Genomic DNA, 25,916 nt, shown 5'->3' with positions numbered 1-25,916 from the left:
GCCATGACCCACCGCGCCATCCGCCGACTGCGTGCCACACTGCGCCACATCCGACGCGCCCCCGACGAGGGTGCGTTCTCCACGGAGTACGCCATCGGCGTCGGCCTGGCCGCGGCCCTCGTCCTGGTCATCATGGCCATCTACCGGCAGAAGGTCATGGAAGTCGTCAACAGCTGGGACTTCTTCTGATGACCACACGGCGGCAGCTGGCGGCCGACCGGGGCGCGGTGTCGACCGAGTTTGCCCTCGCGGCGCCGATCCTGGTCCTGCTGTTGATCGCGCTCATCTACGGATTCGCGTGGGCGAACGCGTCTTATGCCGCCAGATCGGCTGCCCAGCAGGCGGTGAACAGCGCACGGGTCGTCAACGGTGACCCGGCCACCGCCCAGGCCACAGCCACGCAGACCATGCGCGAACGCTCCGGCACCGCGCAGGTACAGGTCGTCGTCGACCGCGGTCAGCAGACCACGACAGCGACGGTGACCACCACGATCAGCACGCCGTTCGGGTCACTGCCGGTCAGCTTCACTGCCGTCGCCCCCACCGAGCGCTGGTCCCCGTAGGCGCGCCAGCACACCGAAATGGTCAGGCGACTCGCAACGAAACCGAAGGAGGCAAATCGTGCGTCACCGGCCAAGCCGGCCAGATCACGGCGCGACCGCCGTCGAACTAGCCCTCGCCGTGCCGATTCTTCTGCTCGGCCTGCTGCTGATGCTCGTGTCCTACCGGGCCGGTGCCGTCCACATCGACGTCACCTCCGCCGCAGGCGCGGCAGCCCGCGCCGCCTCCGCGCAACGAACAACCGTAGCAGCAGCCGCAGCCGCAGAACAGACAGCACGCGCCCACCTCGGCAGCGTCTGCGACAGCGCCACCGTCACGGTCGACACCGCCGACTTCCGACCCGGGGGTTCCGTCACCGTGAGCCTGACCTGCACCGTCAGCATCCGCACCCTCGCCGCGGTGACGCTGCCCGGCAGCGTCACCAGCCACAGCTCGGCCACCAGTCCCATCGACACCCTGCGCAGCCGAACATGAAACGCCCCAGACGATCGGGAGCCAGTGACCGCGGCGCGGTATCGGCGTGGACCGCCCTGATGTGCACCCTCGCCACGATCCTCGCTCTCGCCCTCGTCGCGATCGCCCAGGTCCAGGCCGCCCGCGCCACCACGCACGCGGTCGCCTCCGAAGCCGCCCGCGCCGCCGTGCAGCACATCGACGAGCCCACCTACCGCGACACCGGCCAGCTGCGCCTGGCACCCGCGACAGCCACCGCCGCGGCCCGCGCCCACCTCGCCTCGGCCGGCGCCACCGGCGACATCAGCATCGACCCGGCCACCGCCACCGCCACCGTGTCCGCGACCACCCGGCAGCGGATCCCACTGCTGGCGACCCTCGGGGTCGGCTCCGTGACGATCACCGAAACCGCCTCCGCCAGCCCGTTCACGGCAGCGCCCTGAAGGAGGACCAACCATGCCGACCACCATCACCCGGGCACTGACCCGCATCGGTTGCATCACCGCCTTGGCAGCGCTGCTCGCCGGCGTCCCGTGGCTGCTGGCGACCACGGCAGGATGGCCCCTTCCCGACCACGTCCCCACCCTCACCGAGCTCGGCGACACACTGTCCGGGCCGCTCCCGGACCACGTTCACCTCGACGCCGCTGCGCTGGCGGGCTGGGCGGCCTGGGTCTGGTTCACAGCCCATGTCGTACTCGAGGCCGCCTACAGCCGCAGCTCCACTCCCCGCCCCGCGCTGGGCGGTGGGCCGCTGCGGACACTCGCCACGCTCCTGGTCGCCGGCGTACTGGCATGGCCCACCGGCGCGGCGACGGCCGCGCCCGCCGCAGCCGCACCGGCCATCACCTCCGGAACTCCGGTGCGGGCGGCCGTGTCCGGCGTCGGTGAGCAGGTCGCGGTGGCCCCGGTGGCGCAGCAGCAAGCTCCTGCCCAGCCCTCGCCGCACACCGTTGCGGCATCCGGCCGCGACCACACGATCCGCTTCGTCGTCAAAGGCGACACCTATTCCGTCATCGTCCGCAAGGGCGACACGCTATCCAAGATCGCAAAGCAGTGGCTCGGCGACTCGGACCGCTGGCCGGAGATCTGCAAACTCAACTGGCACCGCCACTTCCCGCGCGTCGGCGGTACCTTGCGTGACTGCGACCTGATCTACCCACGGTGGGACCTGCGACTGCCCGACGACGCCAAACCACCGACCGGCGCCCAGCCGCGCCCAGCCAGCCGGCCCGCCCAGCAGCCACCACCGCCCAGCCAGCCCGAGCCGAGCCCCCGGGCACCCGGCCCTGCCGAAGCCCCACCGACCGCCGCACCCAGGACTCCCGCTCCGACGTCGCCCAGCATCACACCGAGCCCGCCAGCGATGTCCGGGCCAGCCGCGCCGGCACCGGCGGCACCGAGCCAGGCGAAGACCCCGATGCCACAGCCGACCGGCACAGCCCTGCCCGAAGACCCCGACGGCGTCATCGACGAGCAGACAGAACCGACAGCGCAGTCGCCGTCCGCGCCGGCCGGCGCCGACCAGACTGCGCAGGGCTCGGTGTTCGACGGGATCCACCTGCCCGACGGATCGATCCTGCCCGCCGCGACCGCACTCGGGCTGCTCGCCGCTGCTGCACTGCTGCTGATGCGCCGCAGGCGCCGCTACGAACCCGGCCTGCACAACCCCGCCCACACCGCCCGCCCCGACGCCGACCTGGCACCCCTGCCGTCACTGATCACCGAGATCAAGGCATGGCTGGCCCGCCGCACCGGCCGCGACACCGACACCAGCATCGACGCCCAACCTGCCGGGGTAGACGAGGTGCAGGATGCCGACGACCCCACGACGAGTCCCGGCGGCACCGCGCTGAGCGGACCCGGCGCGCACGGCGCAGCCCGCGCCGCACTGATCACAGCCCTGACCGCCGGCGTCGAAGCCGACGAGCAGACCGTCACCGTCACCACCGCCACCACCCTGGCCAGCCTGCTCGGCACCGAAGCCCTCGACGTCACCGCCAGCCCGCGACTGGTCATCGCCGCCGACCTGTACGAGGCCAGCAGCACCGTGCAGGCCATGCTCCTAGCCCGCAACCGCGCCCTCTACGACTACGACGCCGCCGACCTGCAGGCACTACACGCCGAACACCCCAGCGCCGAACCGGTGCCACCGCTGCTGCTCCTACTCGACGCCCCATCGCCCGACTCCCGTGAAGGCAGGCTGCTCACCCCGCTGATCACCGTCGCGGCGACCCTCGACACCACGGCACTGCTGCTCGGCCAGTGGCCGACCGCCAAGACCTGGCACGTAGAAGCCGACGGCGCCGCACAGCTCGCAGGCGAGCTCGAAGCCGCGACCCGCACCATGGCCACCCTCAGCGCCGACAACACCCTCGACGCGCTGCGGATGCTGCACGAGACCCACACCGGCGACCCCGCCCACCCCGCGCCCCGCCCATCCGGAGCAGACGACCAGCGCCTGTCCACAGATCTTGAAAACCCTGCGGATAACTCGACGCCAGAGGTGAAGGCGCAGGTAACGGTGTTGGGTGCGGTGCGCGTACTCGGCCTGGACGACGACGCGCCGCACTTTCGGGCCAAGGCCGCCGAGCTGCTGGCATACCTCGCGCTCAAACGCGACGGTGTCAGCACCGACACCCTCGGCGCCGCCCTCTACCCGGCCTCCCGGCGCAAGCAGGCCGCCGTGTCCGTCCAGCAGTGCGTGTCCAACCTGCGCAAAGTCCTCGCCTACGCCCGAGGCAACGACGAGGACTGCATCCTGCGTACCGGCGACGTCTACCGCCTCGACCCAGGCCGCGTCGACGTCGACTGGTGGCAGCTCATGTACCTACGTGACCTGGCCGCGGCAACGACCGACCCCACCGAGCGCATCGAACTGCTGCGCCACGCCTGCCAGATCAGCGGACCGCAGCTGGCCACCGACCACGACGCCGACTGGCTCGCCGACGGCTACACCGAAACCGTCCGACGCCGCACCGTCGACGTCCACGCCACCCTCGCCGAACTCCTCCTGGACACCGAACCGGACACCGTCGTCGAACTCATGACCCGTGCGCTCGAACACGACCCCTACGACGAGCACCTCTACCGGATGCTCATGCGCACCCACCACGCCCTCGGCGACATCGCCGCCGTCAACAGCACCGTCCGCCGGGCGACCGCGGCGCTGGCCGAGATCAGCGCCGAACCCGGCGAACAGACCTTGCAACTGGCCCGGGAGCTGCGCACCCAGCACCGGCCCTAGAGACGGATCATCTTCGGTAAGGCGAATTATTGCCAGTCGACTTCTGCGCCGATGGCGTCCCGCATATCTACGTCGCATCGCCAGCGCAAGCCGCCGGTCACTGACACGCGCTGAAGCACCACGGACTCTTCCCTGCCAAACGGATTCTGTCAGAGCGCTTCTGAATCGCCCGATGGCTGAGCTTGCCGATGTGAGTTGTTCTGGATGACCTCTGGTGCAGCTGCTGGTGGTCCGCTAGAGGGCATCGCTGCTGCGCTGCCCAAAGGTAGTAGCAGATCACTCAGTTCCGCGGTGTCGAACCTGACCGTACCCCCGGAGAACTCCGCCTCGTCGAACCCGACTGAACCGCCGGAGAAGTGTGCGCCATTGAAGGAGAGCGTACCCCCGGAGAACTGCGCCTTGTCGAACGCGACCATGCCCGCAGAGAACTTCGCCCTGTCGAAGGCAACCATGCCACCATGGAACTGCGCCGCGCGGAACCAGGCCGAGCCGCCGGAGAAAAGTGCACTGTCGAACGCGACAATGCCTGCGGAGAACTGCGCCCCGCCGAGAGCAACCGCGCCTGCAGAGAACTCCGACCTGTCGAACCTGACCGTGCCACCAGAGAAGTGCGCCAGGTTGAACTCGACTGTGCCTCCGAAGAACAGCGCGGCGTCGTACGCGACCGTGCCCCCGGAGAAGTCCGCCCTGTTGAAGGCAACCATGCCTCCAGAGAACTGCGCCTCGTTGAACGCGACCGTGCCTCCTGAGAACTGCGCGTCGTCGAATGCGACCCTGCCTCCTGAGAACTGCGCCTCGTCGAATGAGACGGTGCCTCCTGAGAACTGAGCCCTGTTGAACGCGACCCTGCCTTCTGAGAATTCCGCCTCGTCGAATGAGATGGTGCCTCCTGAGAACTGGGCCCTGTCGAACCTGACTGTGCCCCCAGAAAACTTTGCCTCGTCGAACCTGACCGTGCCTCCGGAGAACTTCGCCGTATAGAACCTGACAGTGCCTCCGGAGAACTCTGCCTCGTCGAACCTGACCGTGCCTCCGGAGAACTCCGCCTCGTAGAACCCAACGTCGCCGCCGATGAACTTCGCCGAGGCGAATATGACGGTGCCGTCGGAGAAGTGTGCGCCGCCAAAATCGCCGCCGTCGAAAGTGGCACCGGTGAAGTCGAAGTCTCGGCCACACCAGCTTCGATAATCGCCCGGGTCAAGGAGGTGATCTCGGACAACCCGGATGAGTGACAGCCGAACCTCCCTCTCCCCCTTCACCCAATCAGGCTGCTGCTGGTCGGGCTGATAGGGCATGCGCATGTAGGCACAAAGCACGTCTATACAGGTTTGGCGGCCAGCCTCCCAATCGTCGGCCAAGCCGGCGAGGGCATAGACGCCAGCCAGCCGAACTGCTGCTGCGTCATGGCCTAACTGAGCGCTTGCTGAGGCATAGCGTTCGTTAAACAGCTTGGTCACGTCGCGTTGGCCAGCCTCGATCGCCCGGTGGTTTGCCTCCTCAGCCCAGCGGATCTCTGTCTCGGCCCGTCGGTTGGCGTCTTCGGCGATGCGCTGTTTTCGATAGGCGACCACCAGTGCGACCAACCCGCCCATGCCACCTGTCACGATCAGGGCGATGCGCACTAGATCCAACTGGTCCTTGGGCTCAAGCGGCATCCCCGTGCCCAGGTCGGGGCGGTCGAGACCGAGCCAGAGCAGCACTGCCGCGCTGGCAAACAGCGCGATCCCGGCGATGATCACACCCGTCAACGCCACCCAGAACTGCAGCAGCGTCACAGGCTTGGTCGGTTCGGCGCGCTTGAGCCAACTTGGAAGAGTCACGCCGTAGTTGTAGCCAACCAACGCACGGGTCAGGCACCTCCAACCGGCTTGCCCGGGCAGTCCGATGCGTGACAAGCATGGCGTCCGGACCCGTCAACCTACACACCGTGGACGCGGGTACTGGCCCTGCCTGGCTCCGCCTGGACATCTGCCGGGATTGGACGTGGGCTGGATGGCCCCAAGCCCCCATCCAGCCACAAGACGCCTGCGGCTACCGTGCCAGCCCTGGGCCGCGGCCTCCGCCGGTAGCACACACCGGGGCCCCGCCGAGCTTGCCCTCCGAACCCACCTCACGCGCCACACGCGTGACCTTCGGTAACCAGCGCGCTCGTGAGTCGCCAGCCCCAGCCTCAGGCGCAGCTAGGCTAGCGCCGGCGCTAACGACCGGATCGTGTGCAGCTGGGGGTCGCGGTCTGGCCGACTCGTGCGGAAGTAGCTGAGAACATCCTCGGCCGCTCTCTGGCGCGGTGCAACATGTCACTAGTGATCTTGCTGGCTGTCAGACTGTGCCGGCCTAGGCTGAGCCGTGCGACCGTGGAAGCAACAGGTCGGTCCAGCAATGCTGCGGCCCGCCGTCGCCCGCAGGGTCTAGGTTCCGTTTCGCGGATCACCCTGTCCGGGCTACGGCCCGTCGAGCGCTGCTCGTCTCAACGCGACCGGTGACAAGGAGTTGCTTCCGTGTCCTGAGGTCGCTGAAGGCGGGACCTGCGATCAGATATTGGAGACGGACGCCTACATCACGGCTCGCCCGAGCGAGGAGGAGGCTCACAACCTCCGGTAAGAAGGGGTGCGGTGCGGCCGGGTTGGGGGTCGCGGCCGACGTGCTGGGTGGGGGTGAAGGGGGGTAGTAGATGGGTCAGAAGCCGTGGCCTGGAACGCCGAGGCGTGCGCAGCCCCAAATGCCAGGTCTGCCTGCGGTCAGGCTGGCGGCGTAGCTGTTGTGGTAGATGGCGCCGGCGGTCTGGGGTCCGTAGATACCATCCTGCTTGATCTTGTGCCACTTCTGGGCCTTGGCCACGGCGGCCTGGGTCAGGCTGCCGTAGCTGCCGTCGACCTTGAGCGGCTTGCCGATGACCGTGGCGTAGCACTTGTTGAGGGTGTCCCGTAGTGCCCGCACTCCCAAGTGGTTGGCACCGGGCGACATCGTGCACTTCCAGGTCATGCTGGGGCCTGGGTTGGCGACCGGCGCCAGGCTGGTCATGGCCGCGGGGATGTCCCAGTCGTAGTAGTAGGTCCCGACGATGTAGCCGTACCCGTTGCACGGCGGGGTCGCCGCCTGGGCCGGCGAGGCCGACAGAGCGAACATCGCGGTCTGCAGCGTGACGGCCAGCGCCGCAGCCATAGCCCGCTGCGGCCTGCGCCGCTGCCGAGCCTGCGTGGCCTCATGAGGGTCGGCCGGTTTGTCGAGTGCGGTCATGGCTGCCGCCTGACCGTGCCAGTTGTTACGCGTGGGCTGCCCGTCGGCTGCGCCAACCAGGCGTTGTGCGGTGTGACGGTCAGCTGATGGGCGCGGCGCGGCGCGGCGCGGCGCGGGTCGCGTCGGCTGCCGTAGCCCGAGCGCAGTTCGTGCCTGCTTTTGCGTGTCTTGCACACCGATCCTCCTTCGGGATCTGTCGGCCTGTGCGGCCGGCGAGTGAGTTGGGTCGTGCGATGCCCTCACGTGATGGATCGCGACGGCGTGATAGCGCGGTGGAGATCGTTCGGCGCCCGATGGAGCGCGGTCCTGCGCCGTTTGCGGCGGAGCCCGCTGCCTTGGGCGGCATCGACAGGCGGAGGGAGATCTGGCCGCGCAACGGCGGCGACCCGCGCACGGCGCGCTCGCGCCGTCTCTACAGTGAGGCACTGGCACTCCTAGGGCGTCTGCTCGGCACATCGACAGAACGCGCCCCCGCCAGGCACAAAGGAAGCCTAGCGTATTACGTTTTGGAATGACACCCCTGATGGTTGGACTTGGCGTCGGTCCTGGACCGCCTAGGTACTGGGAATACTCGGTCTCTGGGTTGCGTTTGTGGCGACCAGGTCGTATTACGTGTGTGAACCAGCCGGTGCCGGTGCCTTGCTTCCGGCAATGGTGTGTGTCGGGGGTGGTTCGCGAGCAGCTCGGGCCAGCCACATCTGGCTACGGCCGCAGGGTGCGTCGCATGATGGTGACGGCGTCGGGGGTGCCGCCCGGTGGGCCGTGGATCGTTGTCGAGTAGGGCGGCCGCATCGGCGGCGTCCGGCGGCCGGCACTACGAAAGGGGGACCGGATGATCCACTACGACCACATCGCCAAGACGATGTCGGCCTACCTTGAGCGTCATCCGGGTGAGGCCGACAGGCTCGCGCCCATCGGTTCCGCACTGGCCGAGTCGGACGACATCACCTTCCGCGGCACGTTTCCCGGGCATCTGACATCCTCGGCGATCGTGGTCGATCCGGCCAGGCGTGCCCTTCACCTTCGTCACAACGTCCTGGGCAAGTGGCTCGGGCCGGGAGGTCACCTCGAACCTGGCGACCTCAGCCTGGTCGACGCCGCGGTACGTGAAGCCGTGGAGGAAGCCGGCATTCCCGCCGACCAGCTGGTGCTGGTGGACGACATCCCGGCCGACATCGGTGTGTACGCGATTCCTGCCAACGCGGCGCGCTACGAGCCGGCGCACCTCCACTTCGACTTTCGGTTTCTGCTCACCGTGGCTGATGGCACCGCGGTCACGCTGCAGACAGCGGAGGTCGGCGCCTTCGCATGGCTGCCGTTGGCTGAGCTCGACCCGCCACACCTGCCCGACAGGGTTGTCCAGCTGCTCGGATGATCGCTGGGCTGCAGGTGCCATCGGCCAGAGCGCTGGGTGACGCCGCCAACACCGCCGCGTCCGGAAAGCAAAAAAGAAGGCGTGTTCGGCTTGCCACGGGGGAAGCAAGCCGAACACGCGTTCATCGATAGGTTAACCGGAGCGCCTTGTCGGCTCCAGCGGCCGGGCGTGCCGATGCCGCGGCGGCGTAGCCGACGGACCGGGCCGAATGGCGGTGGCATCTGGGCCGAACCGGGCGCGGGTGTCGTCCGGTGCCGGGTGCGATGCTCCATCCGTGTAGGGCGCTTCAGCTGTCGGGCCATGGCATCCGAGGTCGCAGCACACGATGGTACGAAGAGCGACCCTTGTTCGTCTTTGAGATGTGACAGTTTGAGCGGGGGGCTGCGCCACGGCCAGGCACAGGTCAGTCGATTGCGCGGTCCAGGATCCTGTCGACCCGCCGGCCCAGCGCGGTCAGGCGGAGCGGCAAGGCCGCGTGGGCGGGTTCGAAGGTCGTCAGCTGCTCACGTACGGCGGCTTCGGCGAGCACCGGGCAGTTGGCACCGCGCAGGCACACGAGGTAGGTCATCTCGAGGGTCACCCGGTAGCGGCCCGGCCCGACCTGATCGATCCGGGGGCCGGGGTCGAGGTCGTCGGGGTAGGTGAGCGGCAGCGCCCGCTGGGGGGTTGTCGGGCTGATGTCGCGCAGCTGCCGGAAGCTAGCTGTCCGCGCGTGCTGGGGCGAGTCGGCGGTGATGGTGTGGGTGATCGTGGCCGTGACGTGGTACTGCCAGGAGCGGGGAAGCGGGTCCAGGCCCATGGCGGTGAGGATCTGGTCGGCGTAGTGATGGCCGTCGTCGCCGCGCTGGTTGCCGATGCCGTCGCCGATGGCGTCGATGATGTGGCGGCGCAGGCTTCGCCGTAGCCGCTCCAGAACTGAAGTAGCTGCGGCGACCGCGTCCGGTTCGGGGGTGTCTTGTAGAGAGTCACCGGCCAGTGCGCACTGAAGGCCGGTGCTGTCGGGGCCGTCGACGTCGGGATCGAGGACCGGGGCGCCCAGGTCGTGGACGCTGTGGTCGGCGGGCAGGTAGCAGGCCGGAGCCCCGCGGAGGGCGAGGTCGTCTTGGCCGGCCAGCCGCTCGGCGGCCAGTGCCCGGGCTTGGGCGTACGCGTCGCGGTCGCTGGTGGCGATCGTGGGCATGGCGAGCACGGCGGTGGCGTCGATCAGATAGTGGTGGCCGTTGGTCTCGGCGGGGCCGGTGGTGTCGGGTGAGGCGCTGGTGATGGTCAGGTGTAGTAGCGGCTGGTCGTGGTCGAAGACACGGCCGATCGTCGCGGTGATGTCACGTCGGGCGTCGGCGATCGCGGTTTGGGCGTCGGCGGCCAACAGTGTGCGGCGTAGCGGCAGGTGCAGGTGGATGGGCCAGATCATGGGCAGGCCGGGCAGGCCGTTGGCGGTTAGGGCCACGTCGGCGGAGTGGTGCTGCCACCAGCCTGCGCGTACGGCTGCGATCGCGACGCGTCGGGCGCGGGCGGCCAGCAGCGTTGTCTGCAGCCGTGCGATGTGCCGCATGGCGGTGCGCTCGGCCGGGGTCAGGTCGACGGTAGTGGGGGTGGGTGAGGTGGTCATGGGGCACGCCTTCCCTCAGGGCAGGGCAATGCGATGGCGGGTGCCGCCGGTGCCGACCTGGACGATTGGCAGCCAGAGCACCCCGTCCTGTTGGGTCAGAGGTGCTCGCATGCCTGGGGCAGGCGGAAGCGCCGTCCCGCGCGGGACGGCGCTCGGCCGGGCCTATCGCCGGGTGCGGTGAGTCCGACGACTACCGTGCGGTGGATCCGGCCGGGAGGACCAGGTCGGCAGCGAGCCAGCCGTACAGCCTGGACAGCTGGCGGTCCAGCATGGCCAGGTCGGTGCAGTGGATGTCGTCGGACGCCGGGGTCTGCTCGCCGTCGGTGTTGTTGAGGCGTTCTTGCTCGGCTGGGGTGTGGTCGCGGCGCAGCGCGGGCAGGAACTCGACGTAGGCCGTGTGGCCCAGACCCAGGCGCAGCACGGGGTCGGCAGCGTAGTCAGGGGTCTCATCGGTGGCGCGACGGCCCAAGGCGTACGCGGCGAGCGCGTGTGCGTTGCGGCCGATGTTGATCAGGTGCGGGTTCCAGTCCATGACCGTGACGGGCTGGCCGCCGGCAGTGAATCGGGCGTGCAGGTGGCTGGTCCAGAACTGCAGCGGCCGGGGTGCCACCGCTGGGACGTCGAGATGGCTGTACGGGCCGGTCAGCCACTGGGGCTCGCCGTCGGCGCGGTGCTGGCTGACGGTGATGGCCCGGCCGGGATGGAACCCGATGTAGGTGGTGGTGTCCGGGCGGGGGTCGGTGTTGTGCAGGTAGTGCATCAACTGGGTCCAACCCCCGTCGGTGTACCAGATGCCGGGCTCGGGGGCGTTGATCGCTGGCATGTCGATCGCCGGTATCTGGGCCGCGTCGTGCATCAGCTCGCCGAAGACGGCGACATGTCCGCCGTGCAGGTCGTGGGCCGACATGGCGGGGTAGAGCGGTTGCAGGGCGGCGACCGCGTCGGCTGCTGCGCTCTGCCAGGCGGTGGCGAGTTCGGTCATCGCGGCGATGTCGGTCTCGGGAATGCAGACCATGCCGGGCTGGTCCGGGTGGCGGTGGCGGTCGAGCAGCGCGCCGGGCACGTGTTCGGAGTGCAGGGCGCAGGCGATCAGCTGCTGGCGCAGCTGCGGGTGGTCCTTCAGCTCGTGACGCAGCTGCGTTTGGGCGCTGCCGGGGCCGTGGTTGGCCGTGAGGACCCAGTGGCGGTAGGCCTGGTGGGCTGCGGCGTTGATGGCGTCGATGTCGCCGCCGCGAAGAGGGATCACACGCATGTCGTGTCCTTCCTGCCCGGCCAGGGCCGGGCGTTTGAGCGCTGAAAGACAAAGGGCCCTGGGTGGGCGGCATGAGCCGCCCACCCAGGGTCTGGCGATGGGTCACACGCGGTCGTCGGGGTGAGCCAGCTCGACCAGCGCCTGGGCGGCGCCGGTGTGCCGGATCGCGTCGCAAGTGCTGGCCAGCACCTGCGCCACGTCGTTGTGGGTGGGGCGGGCCATGTCCAGGACCCAGCCGTCGAGGTTTCGCACGAGGTGCGCGGCCGTGGCGAGCAGGGTCCGGGCGGTGGCCAGCATGGCTTTGGGCAGGACGGCCGCGTTCTCGTGCAGCAGGTCGCGGGCCTGACCGGCGGCGGTGTCTAGCAGGCGCAGGGCCTGCGCGACCTCCGTGGCCGGGTCGGGAACACCGGTGGGCGCGTCCGCGGGTGCGGCGGGCGCGGGTTCTGCGGCGGGGTCCTGCCGGTCGGTGTCGGGTTCGTGTAGTGCGGTGCGCATGATGCCTCCGGAGCGGTTGTGCCCGGCGGGGTGCCGGGCGGCCGCGACCATCGACCCGTGGTCCGCGCCATTGAGCAAGTGGTGGTGCTGGCGGTCGGCCGGAGTGATCCGGGGCTGGCGGATCGTTTAACCGATGCCGTCGGTCACGTTCCCGCGGAGTCGGTGGGATCGGCCGGTGACGGGGGTTCGACCTCTACGACGCCGAAGAGCTTCATAGCGGCGACCGTCGTGGTGTGGATCTTGTCGTAGGAGCCGCGGCAGACCGCGGGGGCGAAGCCGGGTGGCGCTGTCGCGGGCAGGGTCTGGTGGCACACCACGTAGCCGTCGCGGGCGCGCACGTCACGCAGGAAGTCGCGACGGTGCTCGGTGCCCAGGTGCATGAGGTCGGCCGGGTCGAGTACACAGGTCGAGCAGCGCCGGGACAGGACTCGGGGCAACCCGGTGGCAGGGTCGGCCACGTCGAGGGACCGGTCTTCGGCTGGGTAGGTCTCGACGTCGAGGGACTGTGGCGGTTCGGGGTCGGGCAGTGCCGCCAGCATCGCGGCCATGTCGGTGAACAGCGGTGGTCGTGTCGGGTCGGGACGCAGCACTGCGGCGGGCAGTCTGGCGAAGCTGGCGGCGATGCGTACGCCGAGGTGGTCGAGTCCGTGTACGGCCAGCCAGCCCGCGCAGATCAGCTGCGGGCCTGCGGCCGGCTGGTCGCAGTAATCCATCGGCGCGTACGGGGCCGCCTCGTGGCCGCGGCTTCCGCACGCGGCACGCAACAGGCGAACACGGTCGGTTGTCAGGGCACGGGCGGAGATGTCGGTGCGCCATGGGCATCGGGGACAGGGCGTGGCGCGGTGCGGTAGCAGGTTCACCGGGTCCTCCTTGCATCGGAAGTGTCGCGGGAGCCGGCGGGCCCGGCTTCCGCGACGCGGTCAGCTACTTGGTGGCGGCCTGGTACTTGTTCGGCTTGCCGGGCAGGTGCACGGCCTGACCGAGCTCGATCAGCTTGAGCACGGCGTTCTGGACCGCGCCGTTGCCGACGGCTCGGCCCAGCTGCTTGCCGACACCGGCGGCGATCTGGGGCACGGTCAGCTGCTCGCCGGGCACGCCGTGCAGGTAGGCCGCGACGGCCTCGCGCAGCTTGCCCTTGCCCAGCGCCGGGATGTCGCTGCGGTTGTAGCGGCGTTTGGCCGCCGGCGTGGTGGTCTGCTCGTCGGCCTCATCACCGTCGGGCGCACCTGGTTCAGTGGCGATCGGCTCGTCAGCGGTGGTGCCGAGCCCGGTTTCGGCGGAAGCGTCCGTGCTGCCGGTGCACTCGGTATCGCTCGGCTCGTCCGTGGCGCTGCCTCCGGCCTCACTTTCGGCTTCGGGGTCGGTGGCCGGCTCGTCTGCGGTCGTGTCGGCGCTCGGGGCTTCGACCGAGCCGTCGTGTCCGTCTGGCATCGTGGCGAGGTCGGTGGCCTGGTCGGTCGTGGCGATGGTCCAGCTGTCGCCGTTCTTGGCGATCAGGCCGAGGTTAGCCAGGCCGCGCAGGATCGGGGTGAGGCTGGAGTAGGCGATGGCGGTCTGGGTGGCGAGGTCCTTGGCAGTGATGGGCGCGTGATCGTGGATGTGGTCGACGACCAGTGATTGCCGTTCGGTCAGTTTCATGTGGTGCTCCTGTTCGTGCAACACGGATGCGGTGACGAGCACCGCGCAGGGATGCGGGGGTGGTGGCCGCCGGGGGAGCGGCAGCCAGGCTCCGCGTGCTGGTCTCGGGTCTAGGTGCTAGTTGGGCAGGTCGCGCAGGATGCCGGCGCGGACCTGTTCGACCAGGGCGCGCAGCCGTGCGACCGCTTCGGGCGTCTGTCCGCTGTCGGCGAGCCAGCCGAGGGTGTGCCCGAGGTCTTCAGCGGCTTCCCGCCAGCCCTCGATGACGTGGGAGACGCCGTCGCTCAGATCGACGCCGACCAGCTGGACGAGTTGGAACTCGTCGGAGCCCTCGGCGTAGTCGCTCTCCATCGCGGTGACCCGGTCGAGGGCACCGTGCAGGCTCACGGCCCTTTCATCCGATGGTGCAGGTGAGATGGTGCGGCATCGGCGAGGGCACACGATCTCGTCCGCGTCGAACAATGCCCCGGACCACGGGCACGGGCGCCCGTCGTCGCCGATGTGCTGGGGCAGGGCGGGCAGCGCGCCGGTGCACAAGTGGGCGCAGTCGCCGGCGAATTCCTCGGCAAGGCCGGTCATGGCGTGCCAGTTGGATGCGGACACGTCACCGCGGACGCGCTCGCGTTCGTAGGCGGCGTCGTGCTCGGCGTCGTAGGCGTGGGCACGTTCTCCGTAGCGTGCGGCTTTGCTGCCGTCGATGATCAGGATGATCGGCTGCGAAGCGTCTTGGCCCATCGGCAGGTTCTCCTTGTGCGCAGGTCGTTCCAGAACAGCCCTGGGGTGTCAGGCCCGTAGGCGGGAGTGCCGGGCTGGATGGCTGTGATGTGGATCATCGGCAGCTTGTCGGGGCCGGGTTCGGTGAGCGCGGTGATCGGTTCTTCCTGGTTGAACAGGTGGGTCCGGGCCGCGGCGGCGATCGTATGGGCGGGGTGTCGGGCAGTCAGGACGTAGTCGTAAGGCTTCTCGCCGTCGAGGCGCTCGGGTCCGGTGATCGTGATCGTGTAGGCGGTGCGCCGGTATCGCAGGCGGCCGAGCCGCTGCCGCCAGGTGGTGGCGCGCAGTTGACCGAGGTGCCAGGCCGTGGCTGCACCCGGGTCGGGTGCGCGGGCGATCTGGCAGGTGACGGCGTCGATGTGGGCAATCAGCTGGGTGTCGTGGCGGGGGCAGTCGGCTGCGGCGGGCAGCCAGGTGCCGTCGCCGTGGTGCTCGACGGTGTGCCCACAGACCAGTTGCAGGGTCAGCGTGTTCAGACGGACCAGCATTCGATGGGCGCGCAGCGCCGCTACTGCCGCCGTGCGGGCGAGGGCTTGTCCACGAAGCCGCCGCCGTTGTCTCTTTCCCATGGTGGCGTGCTCTTTCGCAGGTCGGGGCTGATGCCCTTGCCAAGGTGTCGGCCTGCCGTGACCCCGGGTGCGCCGATAGGTGCGCACCCGGAATTCGTGTCAGGGGCGGCTGACGGATGCGGGATCGCTCAGCAGACCGGCGTCCAGAACGGCGAGCACGCTGCCGGAACGCAGCGCGTTGATCCGCTCGATCGCGGCGGTCCAGAACGTGCGCAACTCGGCCATGCTGTACAGCGGCGAGCGTGTGGGGCCGGGGATTGAGCAGTCCGTGTTGGTCGGAGTAGGCCTGCCCGAGCAGGGTGTTGTGCGCCAGCCCGTGGACGTAGGCACCAGGGTCGAGTTGCTGGTGGGCTTCGATCGCGGCGCGGAGCCAGTCCGGACGTGGGTTACCCAGCGCCGCACCGTGGCGCAGGACCTTGTGGATGCGTGGCCGGGCGAGAAACTGTGCGAGGACGTCGTCGAGGGCGTGAGGGACGACGCACGGTCGAGGGAGTGGTCGTACGTGTCCCGAGGTGCATCCTCGCGTTGACCGCCGCGATCTGGTTCAACTGGCGAACCGGGCAACCGATCATGCGATCGCTGACCGCATACGACCACTGATTCCTTGGATTAGACCGTCTAGACTAGATGACAGCGGTTCCCGCCAGGGCTCGGGCGTGATTTCGGACCTGATCCCCGGCTGATTTCGGACTGAATCCCTGCTGGTCCAGCGGCGACCGTGGCCGCGAGCAACTGTCACGCCCATCGGCGCACTCGTGGATGTTGTGTCGAGGTGTACCCCAACCAGACGTTAGCCCAGGTCCAGAGGTCCGAAATTCAGCGTGGTCGCGATCTCGCCGGACTCGGTAAGCCCGAACCTCCGTATTCTGTTAGCGCCGGTGGCGTCCCCGGCCTCATCCCGCATTCTGGCCAGTGCGTACAGGGCGGAGTAGCCACGGTCGGTGGCCTCCCAGTACAGGGCCTCGGCACCGGCGGTATCCCCGGTCCGCTCCCGCCATTTGGCCAGGCTGTCCATGCCGACAAAAGGGGCGACGGCGGCGGCCTGCCGGTACAGGGCTTCGGCACCCTCGGTGTCCCCGTCCCGCTCCCGTGCCTCGGCCAGGACCAAGATATCTATCTTGGGATCTGGGGGGACGTCAAAAGGGGCGACGGCGGCGGCCTGCCGGTGCAAGGCTTCGGCACCGGCGGTGTCCCCGGCCTGCTCCCGCAGTTTGGCCAGGCGCTTCAGGGCGGAGTAGTTGCCGTGGGCTGCGGCCTTTACGGCCAGGGCATCAGCGCCGAGGGTGTCCCCGGCTTCCTCCCTCATCACAGCCAGGTCCCACAGGACGTAGGAGCGGCCACTGTTGGCGGCCTGCACGGCCAGGGTCTCGGCGGCGACGGCGTCCCCGGCCCGCTCCCGCATAATGGCCAGTTTCGGCAGGACGTCACTGTCGCCGTGGTCGACGGCCCGTTGGTACAGGGTCTCGGCACCGGCGGTATCCCCGGCCCGCTCCCGCGTTACGGCCAGGTCCCGCAGGGCATTGGTGTTGCCGAGCTCGGCGGCCCGCACGGCCAGGGCCTCGGCGCAGGCGGTGTCCCCGGACCTCTCTGCCATTTCGGCCAGGTTCCGCAGGGCGTTGGTGTCGCCGTGATCGGCGGCTCGGGTGTACAGCGGGATCGCTTGCTGGTAGCGGCCCCGGTCGCGGGCTTGGTGGCCGAGTTGCCGGAGCAGGCTGGGGTCGGTGACGGTGGTGATGAACGCGGTCCACAAGCTGGCGGGAGGGTATATCGAGGCGCGTTCGCGGCGGCCGGTCTGTTCGAGGTAGTCGGCCAGCCGGTAGTGCGGCTGCCCGCTGCCGCCGATCGGGTCGCCGTCGCGGGCCCGGATGCGGGTCAACGGCCCGCGGGCGCCTTTGCACGGTCGGGCGGTGTAGGCCAGGGCCTGTTGCAGCCAGTCCTCATCGAGGCTGTCCCAGTCGTGATCGTGGAGGTAGCCGGTTGCCGCCCGTTCCAGTAGGGCGTGTGGCACCGGAAGCGGGTGGCCGAGCCGGCGGGCGTCCATCGCCGCTTGGATGATCGCGCGGGCGGCCGGTGGCGCGGTGTCGTAGCGGTCCTGTAGTTCGGGTGCGCCGGCCAGGTACTGGGTGATCCTGCCGCCCTCAGCGCGGGCGGCGGCCTGCCGCAGCCGCGGATCCACACCCGCATCCCGCAACCCGGCGACCTCTTCTGGGGTGAACCCGTCCGCCACTCCGATCCTGGTCCCGGTCAGCAGATACCGGGATTGCGCAAACCGATCAGGCTCCCCGCCTGCGGGTCGTGCGGTCAGCGTGTTCCACCATTCCGGCCACAAGGTCGCCAACACCAGCACCGGCCCCCGCCCTCGATCGCCGAGCAAGCTGCGCAACCCCGCCGCGATACGTTCACCGAGTCCTGGATCGGTTGGCCCGAGATAGAACTGGGCCTCGTTAAACCACACGACCGTGTTCGGGCCAACCCGCTCCAGATCTGCCAAAGCAGCTTCCGGGCGGGTCGGATCGTACGGATGCCACAATCGCCATCGGCCCGGCTGCTGCTGCTCCAGGTATCGAACCAACTCCCAGCAGGCTCGGGTCTTGCCCGTCGACGACCCGCCCACCAGAGTCACCCACCGCGACATCCCGCTAGCCAGCAACTCGTGGACCACCGTCCGCAACCGCCCGTCGTGCGCCCGCGGCACGTACCGGGGTAAGGGGTCCAGCCGCTCGCCATGCTCGCTGGAGCCATGGATCGCGGGGTGCACCTCCAACACGAACGGATCACAGTCACCGACCGGCCGACCCATTCGGACCGGTGGCGGGACTGGAGGCGCTGCACGGGCCGCGATCCACAACTCACGAACTAGCTCGGCCACCATGGCGATGTCGCTGCGGCCAGCGATGTGGGCCAGGGTCATCGCGACGGTGATCGTGTCCTGCTGCGACGCTAGTCCGTCACCACTGATGATGGCGTGGACGACGTCCTTCTTCGGCGCCCCGGGCAGGGTACCCCGCTCGTCGGCGTAGATCATCGCGGCGAGGTCGCCCAGTCGGGGACAGTCGGCCTCCGCGTACAGCCAATAGATCTTTTCCTGCAGATCATGGGTCGCCCCTGCGGGCAGCAGCACGCGTTCCACCGGCCTGACACGGCGGATCGGCTGTCGGGACTCATCGGCATCCATCGCCAAACCAGCATGCCCTATCCGCTCCACCGACATCTCGGCGGCTCTCATCGGCACCACAGCACGCCACCTTTCGGTGGCCTGATTCTGAACACACAGCCGGCGCCGGCTCCCGCGTTCACCTCAAACCGATGGAGCATCCAATGACACCAACTCAGGACCAGCCCGACCGGCGTACCCGAATCACCCTTGCCGTCATCACCGGCTTCGTCGCTGGCGCCACCCGTGCGGTAGCCGACTGGCTGCTCGACCACCTAACCAACGGCCGCTAGACGATCTATTTCAAGGGATGTCAGCGGGGCTGAGCATGTGCTCGTCGCACAGTATCTCGGGCAGCTCGTCGATGGGTCCGACCTGCAGCCGCAGCCGGGTGTCGAGTTCGTTGAGCAGATCACCAAGATCACGATACGTGCCCGGCTGGCAGACAATCAGGGCGTGCTCGCCGACAGGGTGGGTGTGCAGCGGGTCCAGGTGCACGCGGTGGTCGGCTGAGCCGTCGGGGTGGATGAGTCGCATGGCAGTCCTTTTCAGATGGGACGCGTCGGCCGCGGCGTGATGCCGGAGGCGCGACTGGTGAGGCCGGATGCGCAGGACGTGCGCATCCGGCCTCATGGCGTCGGGTATCAGCTCGGAGTCGCTTTGAAGCGCGCGGGTGCGTCCTGGGTGCGCAGCGCTTGGCCGTTGGCGGCGAGTTTGTTGCAGGCGTTGATCACCGCGCCGTCGGCGCGGCCGAGTGCCTTGGCGATGGCGGTCGGCCCGAACTCCAGGTCCGGGTGTTCGCGCAGGTAGTCCAGGACCAGGCCGCGCAGCTCGCCTTTGGCCAGCCGAGGCGTGCCGGTCCGGCGGTAGGGCCGACGGCCGTTGGGCGCTGGCGGGTCGACGTCAGGCTGTTCTGGTCCGTCAGGCGCGAGGCCGGGTTGGCGTTGCGGGAACTCGTCGAGCGGTGTCGGGTCCTCGGGAGTGTGCGGGCTGCTGGGCGTCGCTGTCCATGCCCGGCCGCTGGAGGTGGCGAGGCCGGCGGTGTGCAGGCGGCGCAGGGCGAGGGTGACGGTGGGGTAGGCCAGGGCTGTGACTGCGGTGATCTGGGCGGCGGTGCCCGGCCCGCAGTGGCGCAGCCAGTTCAGGACGGTCTTCTGGCTGTCGGACAGCTTCGGAGTGGACGGGGGTTGTGGCTGGCTGGTGTTCAACGTGGGGGCCGGGTCACGACGATGGGTTCGGTGGCCAGGCGCGGGTCGACCCAGCCGCCGGACTGGGTCAGCGCGAATCCTTCGGTGGTGTCGACCAGTGGGCTGTCGGCGACGTGGGTGCCGAACAGGTCCGTGACGAGGTCGCGGGGGTTGTGGCCGACCGGGGTGGTCCAGTCGTGCCAGGTGCCGCTGCCGCCGATGGTGAACGCGTCGGGTGCCAGCAGGTGGCAGCGCAGTAGCACGCTCGTGACTGCGAGGTCGTAGGGCAGGCCGATGGTCTTGGTGTATCGCCAGACCCTGGCGTCGTCGGGTGCGCCTGCGGCGACCGGGCCGGGTGCGGGCAGCCACAGCGAGTCGCACCCGTGGCCGGAGTCGAGGTTGCCGTTGAACCCGATGCCCACGGCAGGGTCGAGCTGTGGCTTGCCGGTGCCGAGGGGGCCGCACAGCGCGATGCCGCGGCGGCTGACGGTTTGCAGGATGAGTTCGGTGTCGGCCAGCATCTGCGGCCACGCGGCCGCGTAGGCGGCACTGCCGGGTTGCAGCGTGAACGAGCGGGTGTAGCCCATCGGTGTCCTTCCTGGAGGGTCGGATGCTGGGGCCGGGCGGGCGAGCGGGGCGGGGGTCGCCGCCCGTGCGGTATGCGACCGGCCCGCGGGTGTCATCGCGTGGTGTCGGGGACTTGCCCGCGGACCTGCATCGCGCCGAGCCGTAGGAGCACATCGGTGTACGTGCTGACATACAGGTGCACCGCGTCTTCGGCCTGGACCGGGTCGAGGTCGCAGAACCGCAGGCCCTGCCGGCCGGCGTCGGCGTTCCAGCGCTGTGCGACGTGACGGGCGGGATCGTGATCGGTGCTCAGCGGCGACATCACGTCCAGCGCGGCCGGGTCACCGGCGTCGAGCAGCCCGCGTCCGTGCAGACCGTGGCCGCTCGCGCGGTCGTAGGCCAGCAGCCAGATCCGCAGTGCTTCGGCGGCGTCGTCGATCGCGGCGCTTTCGAGTTTGGCCAGCTGCCGACTGACGATCTCGTCGTCGATACGGCACAGCTCGGGATCGGCCGGTTGCGCGGTGCGGATCCGGCGGCGAAGCCCGCCTGCGTAGCGCCGCCAGCGCACGCCCACTGCGGCGTGCACCATGCCGTCGCAGTCGCGCTGCCAGCCGACCGGATCGTGGCCGTCGGTGGTACGCAGGTCCTCGCCGATATCAGAGGCGACGGTGCAGGTGAACCGGGCGTCGAGGATCCGGCCGAGGATGTCGGTGCGGACCTGGGCGGGGTAGGCGCCGCTGGCGGGCGAGCCAGGGCAGGTCACGGCGGCTGGACGCCAGGTGATGTCGGGTGGCAGCCGCAGGTCGATCCATCGGATGAGCAGGTCGAGGGCGTGGTCATGGACGGCGGTCAGGTCGGTGGCCGACCCGGCCAAGCCGGCGCCGCTGAGGCTAGCGGCATCACGGTCGGTGGCGCTGATGCTCAGGGCGGTGCCGGCCAGTGCGGTGGCGCATGCGGCGGCGATCCGGTCCGCGGCGATCAGCGGGTCGAAGGGGAGTAGGTAGCCGAATCGGCTGACGACGACATCGTGGCCGATCTGCGCCGCGATGACGTCGAAGCTTTTGGTCATGGTGTGCTCCTGGCTGCCGGGTGTGCCCGGCGTGCGCAGGCAGGGACCCGCCGCCGGGTAAGAAACCTTGCGGCGGGCCGGTTGGCGGGCGAGATTCAGCGGTCGACCGGCGAGGGTCCTTTGCCGGGCTGGGCGGCCATGGATGCGGCGAGCGTCAGACTGCGGGTCCGGGGCGGGCAGGGGTCAGGCTTTGGCCCAGGCGTCGACGGCGGCTTGGCCGACGATGGCGATGCACTGCGCCGGGTCGGTGACCTGGATCTGGTTCTGGCCGCTGATCGGCAGGGTGGTGCCCGGCGGGGTCAGCCAGAGCAGGGCGGCGCCGGCGCGGGTGATGCGGTGCAGGGCGAGTTTCACGGCCCGCAGGTCGGGGATGTCGCCGTCGGAGATGATCACCAGTAGGCGGGCGGCGCCTTTGCCGGACAGGCCGAGTGCCCCGTCGAGGGCGAGCACTGCCTGGTCGAAGTAGCTGGTGCCGCCGCCGGGGTCCAGTTCTTGCACGGCGGGGTGGGCCTGGCCGGGGCGGGTCAGTGGTTGGACGGTGGGGCCGAACGCGACGGTGGCGGTCTTGGCGTCGAGGCTGTGGCTGGCTTGGGCGATGATCCACGCCAGTGATGAGACCTGCGGTGCGAAGCCGCTCATGGAGTCGGAGACGTCGACGGCGATGCCGACGCGAAGCGGCGGCACGGGCGGCTTGCGGGTCTTGTTGGCGCGGAACGGTTCGGCGTTGATCTGCTGGCCGTGGGCGCGGGCGGCGTCTGCGGCCAGCGCGGCGCGGACCATCAGCCGGCCCGGTGGGGTGGGCCGCCGGATCGGGGTGACGGTCTTGTCGCGGGTGCTGGCCTTGACCAGTTGCTGGCGCAGCTGGTGCGCGGCGGTGCGCTCCTGCGGTGTCGGTGGCCTGGTTGTCCAGGTGACTTTGGTTCGGCCGAACACGCGTCCGGCGGCCTTGTGCCGTGGATCGGGCGGCGGAGGCGGTGTTTTGACGGGCAGCCTGGTGGCGGAGGTGAGCGCGCCGGCGATGGCGGCGGGCAGGGTCGGGCTGTAGGGGGCGCTGTCTGTCGGGTCGGGGCTGTCGGGGTCGATGTCCAGGACTTCGAGCCACTGCCGCGCGAGGTCGATCATGGTGGTGGCGTCGGTGTCGGCGCACTGGTGCGCCTGGCGCCAGATGTCGCGTAGCCGGCGCAGCCGTTTGGTGCCGATGATGGCGACGATCGCGTTGCGCAGGTGCCGGACGTCGCGCTGGCGCAGGATCTTGGCGTCGGCGCGGGTGAGTAGCAGTGCCGCTGCTACGCCTGCGTCCCAGGCGCTGGCGGTGGTGGCGAAGTTCGGCATGATCAGTTCGGCGGCCGCGGCACGAAGCCAGCGGCCGTCGCGGGGCCTGCGGTTGCGGTGAAGGGCCTCTGCCCGCGACTCCTCGAGCATCATCGCTATTTCGGCGAGCAGGTCGGGTGTGTCCGGAGGCGGGTTCCAGCGGCTGTGCAGGGCGTGGGCGCCTTCGTGGATGAGCACGCCGTACGCGGCGGCGTACAGCTGCCGCTCTTTGATCTTCTTGCTGTGCGGGTTGGCCGCGAATGGCGGGACCTTGATGATGTCGGCGTCGATCTCGATGCGGTGCAGGTGCGGGAAGTGGCAGCCGGGTGCTCCTGCACCACCGCCGGGGGTCACCACGACGCTCAGCCCGGTCAGCCCGGTCAGGGTCGGGATGTGGGCGGTGAACGCCTTGGACCAGTCCTCCCAGGCGGGGTGCTGAGAGGTGATCCGGGGACCGTGGCTGTGGCTGTTCAGCAAGGTGGCAAGGTCGGCGAGGTTCACGGTGTGGCCTTCTTGCGGGTGCCGCCGACAGCTAGGGGATCGGCGGCAACGCCGGGGATCTTGTCGGCGAGCAGCCGGATCAGTTCCGGCCGGTCGTCCTCCGGGCACACCGAGACGAGGTTGTTGACAGCGACGGTGCGGCCGAGGGCGTCGTTGACGCGGGCGTAGTCGGTGAGTTCGCGCATCTGCGGTGCCCAGGTGCAGGCGTCGTTGTCGGCCATGGCTTTGGCGACGGCGACGATCGGTGCGGGCACACCGAGGCGGCGGGCCAGGTGGTAGTCGGTGGGGACTTCGACCTGGATGCTGAACCGGCTGGCCAGCGCCGGCGACAGCACCGCGCCGTGCACGAACGGGTTGTGCGCTGCCACGACGTAGAAGCCGGGCTTGGCGGTGACCTGCCGGTTCTGTGACTTGATGGTGATGACACCGCGGCCGTCCATGACCGGGTAGATCACGGGCATGACCTGCGGTGGGATGATCGTCGCGTCGTCGACGAACAGAACTCCACCGGTCTCCATGGCCAGGACCAGCGGGCCGTCGACGAAGGAGTAGGTGCCGTCGCCGTTGGCGATGTAGTCGCCGACGAAGTCACCGACAACGGTGTCGGCGTCGCCGTTGACGGTGTACAGGTCGTCGCCGAAGGCGGCCTCCAACATAGAGGTCTTGCCGGTGCCCGGCGGGCCATACAGCAGCACTGGGATGTCGTGCTGGCGCAGGTTGCGCAGCACATCGACGTCACGGCCCCCGGCCAGCATGCGGGTGTGGTAGTCCCTGCCGTTGGGGCGTTTGACGACTGATCCGGCCGCGGCTGTGCGCCGCGGCAGACCGGATGAGGTGGGGGCGCGGTTGGCGGCGCCGAACTGCGGAGGGTCGGCCGGCGGGCTCGGGTGCGCGGCGAACGTCTGCGGGTTCACGGTGCTGTCGCGCAGCAGGTAGCCAGCGTCGGCCAGCCGCACCAGCGCGGCGTGCAGCCCGCCTGAGGCGGTGGTGATGCTCAGCTGGGTGTTCAGGTCACGCACGGTGTAGGCGCTGGTGGGGTGGTCCTGCAGGAACTGCAGCGCCCGGGCGCCGAGCGTGGTGGCGGCCTGGTTCTGGTCGCCGGCGGCGTTGGCCGCGGCGGCGGGTGCCGGCGACAGTGCTGACGCAGCTGGTTGTGGTGTGGTCATCGGCGTGCCTTCCGTAGCGGCCCCGATCGTGCGGGGCCGGTGAAAGGGAGTGGCGGGCCGGCTCCCGGCTGCGGGAGCCGGTCCACCGAGATGGGTTCTGGCGCTGTGCTGGCAAAGGCAGCGGCGGGGCCTGTCAGGCGGCGTGGGCTGACAGGACGATGTGGCGCGCAGCAATAGCGCTGCGGCGACGGGTCGAGCTGGCTGCGGGTCTTGAGCGTGGGGCTGGTGTCTTGCCACCACGAGGATGCGGAACTGGCCAGCAGTCGAGACCACGTGCCTGCGCCGCTGAGGATGTCGACGTGGGCGTGCGACTGGAACGGGTAAGGGCCGCGGTGAACGGTGACGTGTAGCGTGTGCTCGCAGAGCGCGAGGGTCAGCCAGGTGGTACTTGCTGTCGATCGTGCCGAAGTCCTCGTCGAGCAGCCGCGCCCCATTAGTGCTGATGGCTGGGCCGAGCAGGACCAGTCCCGGCGTGGCCGCAGCCGGCTCCCGGCGCCGGTCGGCGGGCATAGTGGTGGCCGGTCAGGACGGTGGTCTCGCGCAGCCAGGTGAGGTAGTCGGCGGCGGCCACGGCGTAGGCTCTGCGGCGGGGCAGACGGTCGGCGTGCGGGAGGCCTGCTCCGCTGCGCACCAGCGGCCCCGACACCGGTAGCAGGGCGTGACCGCACATGGCGGTCAGTCAGGTGCGGCCCACCCGGCCGCGACCATCGAATCGACGAGCTCGCGCTCGACCCGCCAGATGGCCCGGTCGCTGCGGGCCCGCACGGAGCCGTCGTCGGCGTCGTAGACACGCGGACCGGCCATCTCGGACCTGACACGCCGCTGTTGGACGCCGGGCCGCGGAGTTTGCTGCTCAATCTCGTTCTGTTCGGTGGTCAACCGTGGTCCTCTGATCAGGTCGGTGGGGGATGGTGTGCTCGTCGGTACGGTGTGGGGCATGAACGGTGTAGAGGTGATCGCGGCCGTAGCCGCGGAGACGCCGTGGACGCGCGCGGACTGGATCGCGCTCTCGTCGCTGGTAGTGGCGGTGGTGACGCTTGCGTTCGTCATCCGCGGCGAGGCACGCACCCTGCGCGGATTGCCGCACGTCGAGTTCTTCATTCGCGCGATCGGCGAGACGCGGCAGAACTCCGACAAGTCGCTCGTCGGGCACATCTGGGAGCTAGCCAACAACGGCACGTCCGACGCCCGGGTGCTGCAGTTGATCCCGGTCAACTGCGAGTTGGTGTTCAGCGACGACTTCCCTGTGGTCGGGAGCATCAAGGCCGGCGAGTCTGTACGGCTGTTCGCTAAGCCATGCGACCAGGCCGCAGCGTGGGTCCTCATCTGGTGGTCTTCTCCGCAACCGCACAATCGGAACTGGAGCCACGTGGAGTGGCGAGCGCCCGCCCCGGGCGAGGACCTGATGGCGGCCTTGGACGCGAGCAGCCGCCGCAGGCCGTGGCTCAGGTACCTGCCCGTTTCCCTACGCCGCCGATTTCGGACCGGACCGGTCGGTCCGACGGGTGCTTTGGTGACGAGCGTTGGCACCGGGAAGGACTCGATGCGTCGGCTGCAGGTCGCCCTCTCCCTCGCCGCGCCGCACCTCGCACTGGACGCTGACGTCTGAGACTCGCCGGTTGCAGCGTCCACCCGTCGGCGGTCATTCGATGACGTGCCGGTCGTCGAACAGATCGTTGACGCCGATGCCGTCGGCAAGGTTCAGCAGCGTGGCAACGGCCTGGGCCTGCTGCCAAGTGGTGATGAGGTCGG

General features: G+C 69.5%; 26 protein-coding genes and 1 pseudogene. 9 read left to right on the top strand and 18 right to left on the bottom strand.

Going from position 1 to position 25,916, the window contains the following annotated elements:
• The first annotated feature begins 3 nt into the window (after positions 1 to 3).
• From F9C41_RS16385 to F9C41_RS16365, 5 genes are read left to right on the top strand one after another with little or no spacing between them, the layout of a single operon-like run.
• Positions 4 to 189 carry a hypothetical protein gene (locus F9C41_RS16385; protein ID WP_155387672.1) on the top strand — a complete coding sequence of 62 codons (186 nt, stop codon included), beginning with the start codon at positions 4 to 6 and terminating at the stop codon, positions 187 to 189.
• The gene (locus F9C41_RS16380) at positions 189 to 563 is read left to right on the top strand and encodes a TadE/TadG family type IV pilus assembly protein (protein WP_155387671.1); all 375 of its coding nucleotides are present in this window, start codon (positions 189 to 191) and stop codon (positions 561 to 563) included. Before F9C41_RS16385 ends, F9C41_RS16380 begins: the two co-directional genes overlap by 1 nt.
• 58 nt (positions 564 to 621) lie before the next feature.
• Positions 622 to 1,035: a TadE/TadG family type IV pilus assembly protein gene (locus F9C41_RS16375; RefSeq protein WP_155387670.1), complete on the top strand. Its 414-nt coding sequence runs from the start codon at positions 622 to 624 to the stop codon at positions 1,033 to 1,035.
• Between the two features lie 59 nt (positions 1,036 to 1,094).
• Complete coding sequence (locus F9C41_RS16370; protein ID WP_155387669.1) at positions 1,095 to 1,457, top strand: hypothetical protein; 363 nt, start codon at positions 1,095 to 1,097, stop codon at positions 1,455 to 1,457.
• 13 nt (positions 1,458 to 1,470) lie between these two features.
• Positions 1,471 to 4,260: a BTAD domain-containing putative transcriptional regulator gene (locus F9C41_RS16365; protein WP_155387668.1), complete on the top strand. Its 2,790-nt coding sequence runs from the start codon at positions 1,471 to 1,473 to the stop codon at positions 4,258 to 4,260.
• Positions 4,261 to 4,409: 149 nt separating this feature from the next.
• Here F9C41_RS16365 and F9C41_RS16360 read toward each other — a convergent pair whose 3' ends face one another.
• On the bottom strand, positions 4,410 to 6,080 hold the full coding sequence (locus F9C41_RS16360; RefSeq protein ID WP_155387667.1) for a pentapeptide repeat-containing protein: 1,671 nt from the start codon (positions 6,078 to 6,080) through the stop codon (positions 4,410 to 4,412).
• 856 nt (positions 6,081 to 6,936) lie between these two features.
• Positions 6,937 to 7,497, bottom strand: coding sequence for a peptidoglycan-binding domain-containing protein (locus F9C41_RS40695; protein ID WP_196279800.1), 561 nt, complete (start codon positions 7,495 to 7,497; stop codon positions 6,937 to 6,939).
• Positions 7,498 to 8,329: 832 nt separating this feature from the next.
• Between F9C41_RS40695 and F9C41_RS16350 the strand changes: the two genes are divergently transcribed.
• Entirely contained in the window at positions 8,330 to 8,872 is a 543-nt protein-coding gene (locus F9C41_RS16350) for an NUDIX hydrolase (protein WP_155387665.1), read from the top strand.
• Between the two features lie 403 nt (positions 8,873 to 9,275).
• Here the strand turns inward: F9C41_RS16350 and F9C41_RS16345 are convergent, their stop codons facing one another.
• The 8 genes from F9C41_RS16345 to F9C41_RS41785 all read right to left on the bottom strand — a co-directional run bounded on the left by F9C41_RS16345 (position 9,276) and on the right by F9C41_RS41785 (position 15,434).
• Entirely contained in the window at positions 9,276 to 10,481 is a 1,206-nt protein-coding gene (locus F9C41_RS16345) for a hypothetical protein (protein ID WP_155387664.1), read from the bottom strand.
• Between the two features lie 190 nt (positions 10,482 to 10,671).
• Entirely contained in the window at positions 10,672 to 11,733 is a 1,062-nt protein-coding gene (locus tag F9C41_RS16340; protein ID WP_155387663.1) for a hypothetical protein, read from the bottom strand.
• Positions 11,734 to 11,835: 102 nt separating this feature from the next.
• Positions 11,836 to 12,228 (bottom strand): hypothetical protein, encoded by a 393-nt coding sequence (locus F9C41_RS16335; protein WP_155387662.1) that lies wholly within the window; start codon positions 12,226 to 12,228, stop codon positions 11,836 to 11,838.
• A 143-nt stretch (positions 12,229 to 12,371) separates the two neighbouring features.
• A complete protein-coding gene (locus F9C41_RS16330; protein ID WP_230689662.1) occupies positions 12,372 to 13,088 on the bottom strand; it encodes a DUF6283 family protein in 717 nt (238 codons plus the stop codon).
• Positions 13,089 to 13,152: 64 nt separating this feature from the next.
• Positions 13,153 to 13,866, bottom strand: coding sequence for a MarR family transcriptional regulator (locus F9C41_RS16325; RefSeq protein ID WP_155387660.1), 714 nt, complete (start codon positions 13,864 to 13,866; stop codon positions 13,153 to 13,155).
• Positions 13,867 to 13,983: 117 nt separating this feature from the next.
• The gene (locus F9C41_RS16320) at positions 13,984 to 14,601 is read right to left on the bottom strand and encodes a hypothetical protein (protein ID WP_155387659.1); all 618 of its coding nucleotides are present in this window, start codon (positions 14,599 to 14,601) and stop codon (positions 13,984 to 13,986) included.
• Complete coding sequence (locus F9C41_RS16315) at positions 14,568 to 15,209, bottom strand: hypothetical protein (RefSeq protein ID WP_155387658.1); 642 nt, start codon at positions 15,207 to 15,209, stop codon at positions 14,568 to 14,570. The genes F9C41_RS16320 and F9C41_RS16315 overlap by 34 nt, the downstream gene beginning before the upstream one ends.
• Positions 15,210 to 15,308: 99 nt before the next feature.
• Positions 15,309 to 15,434 (bottom strand): hypothetical protein, encoded by a 126-nt coding sequence (locus F9C41_RS41785; protein ID WP_269058923.1) that lies wholly within the window; start codon positions 15,432 to 15,434, stop codon positions 15,309 to 15,311.
• Positions 15,435 to 15,674: 240 nt separating this feature from the next.
• Between F9C41_RS41785 and F9C41_RS42265 the strand changes: the two are divergent.
• Positions 15,675 to 15,809 (top strand): annotated as a pseudogene (locus tag F9C41_RS42265) (IS982 family transposase); the annotation flags it as partial.
• 190 nt (positions 15,810 to 15,999) lie between these two features.
• Here F9C41_RS42265 and F9C41_RS16310 read toward each other — a convergent pair.
• Complete coding sequence (locus F9C41_RS16310; RefSeq protein ID WP_155387657.1) at positions 16,000 to 18,444, bottom strand: tetratricopeptide repeat protein; 2,445 nt, start codon at positions 18,442 to 18,444, stop codon at positions 16,000 to 16,002.
• Positions 18,445 to 18,527: 83 nt separating this feature from the next.
• Between F9C41_RS16310 and F9C41_RS41780 the strand changes: the two genes are divergently transcribed.
• Positions 18,528 to 18,656, top strand: coding sequence for a hypothetical protein (locus F9C41_RS41780; protein ID WP_269058922.1), 129 nt, complete (start codon positions 18,528 to 18,530; stop codon positions 18,654 to 18,656).
• Between the two features lie 10 nt (positions 18,657 to 18,666).
• Here F9C41_RS41780 and F9C41_RS16305 read toward each other — a convergent pair whose 3' ends face one another.
• From F9C41_RS16305 to F9C41_RS41280, 7 genes are all read right to left on the bottom strand, one after another.
• On the bottom strand, positions 18,667 to 18,900 hold the full coding sequence (locus tag F9C41_RS16305) for a hypothetical protein (RefSeq protein WP_155387656.1): 234 nt from the start codon (positions 18,898 to 18,900) through the stop codon (positions 18,667 to 18,669).
• Positions 18,901 to 19,007: 107 nt separating this feature from the next.
• Complete coding sequence (locus F9C41_RS16300; protein ID WP_155387655.1) at positions 19,008 to 19,571, bottom strand: MarR family transcriptional regulator; 564 nt, start codon at positions 19,569 to 19,571, stop codon at positions 19,008 to 19,010.
• Complete coding sequence (locus F9C41_RS16295) at positions 19,568 to 20,137, bottom strand: hypothetical protein (protein WP_155387654.1); 570 nt, start codon at positions 20,135 to 20,137, stop codon at positions 19,568 to 19,570. The genes F9C41_RS16300 and F9C41_RS16295 overlap by 4 nt, the downstream gene beginning before the upstream one ends.
• 92 nt (positions 20,138 to 20,229) lie before the next feature.
• Complete coding sequence (locus F9C41_RS16290) at positions 20,230 to 21,186, bottom strand: hypothetical protein (RefSeq protein WP_155387653.1); 957 nt, start codon at positions 21,184 to 21,186, stop codon at positions 20,230 to 20,232.
• A 183-nt stretch (positions 21,187 to 21,369) separates the two neighbouring features.
• Complete coding sequence (locus F9C41_RS16285; protein WP_155387652.1) at positions 21,370 to 22,998, bottom strand: vWA domain-containing protein; 1,629 nt, start codon at positions 22,996 to 22,998, stop codon at positions 21,370 to 21,372.
• Complete coding sequence (locus F9C41_RS16280; protein ID WP_155387651.1) at positions 22,995 to 24,164, bottom strand: AAA family ATPase; 1,170 nt, start codon at positions 24,162 to 24,164, stop codon at positions 22,995 to 22,997. Before F9C41_RS16280 ends, F9C41_RS16285 begins: the two co-directional genes overlap by 4 nt.
• Positions 24,165 to 24,839: 675 nt before the next feature.
• On the bottom strand, positions 24,840 to 25,043 hold the full coding sequence (locus tag F9C41_RS41280) for a hypothetical protein (protein WP_155387650.1): 204 nt from the start codon (positions 25,041 to 25,043) through the stop codon (positions 24,840 to 24,842).
• Positions 25,044 to 25,101: 58 nt separating this feature from the next.
• On the opposite strand from F9C41_RS41280, the gene F9C41_RS16270 reads away from it, so the two are divergent.
• Positions 25,102 to 25,773, top strand: coding sequence for a hypothetical protein (locus F9C41_RS16270; RefSeq protein WP_155387649.1), 672 nt, complete (start codon positions 25,102 to 25,104; stop codon positions 25,771 to 25,773).
• Positions 25,774 to 25,916: the final 143 nt, after the last annotated feature.

This window comes from Catellatospora paridis (assembly GCF_009720365.1).
In the GTDB taxonomy this organism is placed as follows: domain Bacteria; phylum Actinomycetota; class Actinomycetes; order Mycobacteriales; family Micromonosporaceae; genus Catellatospora; species Catellatospora paridis.
The sequence above is the reverse complement of the archived record's forward strand: the minus strand, read 5'-3'. Positions and strand labels throughout refer to the sequence as shown.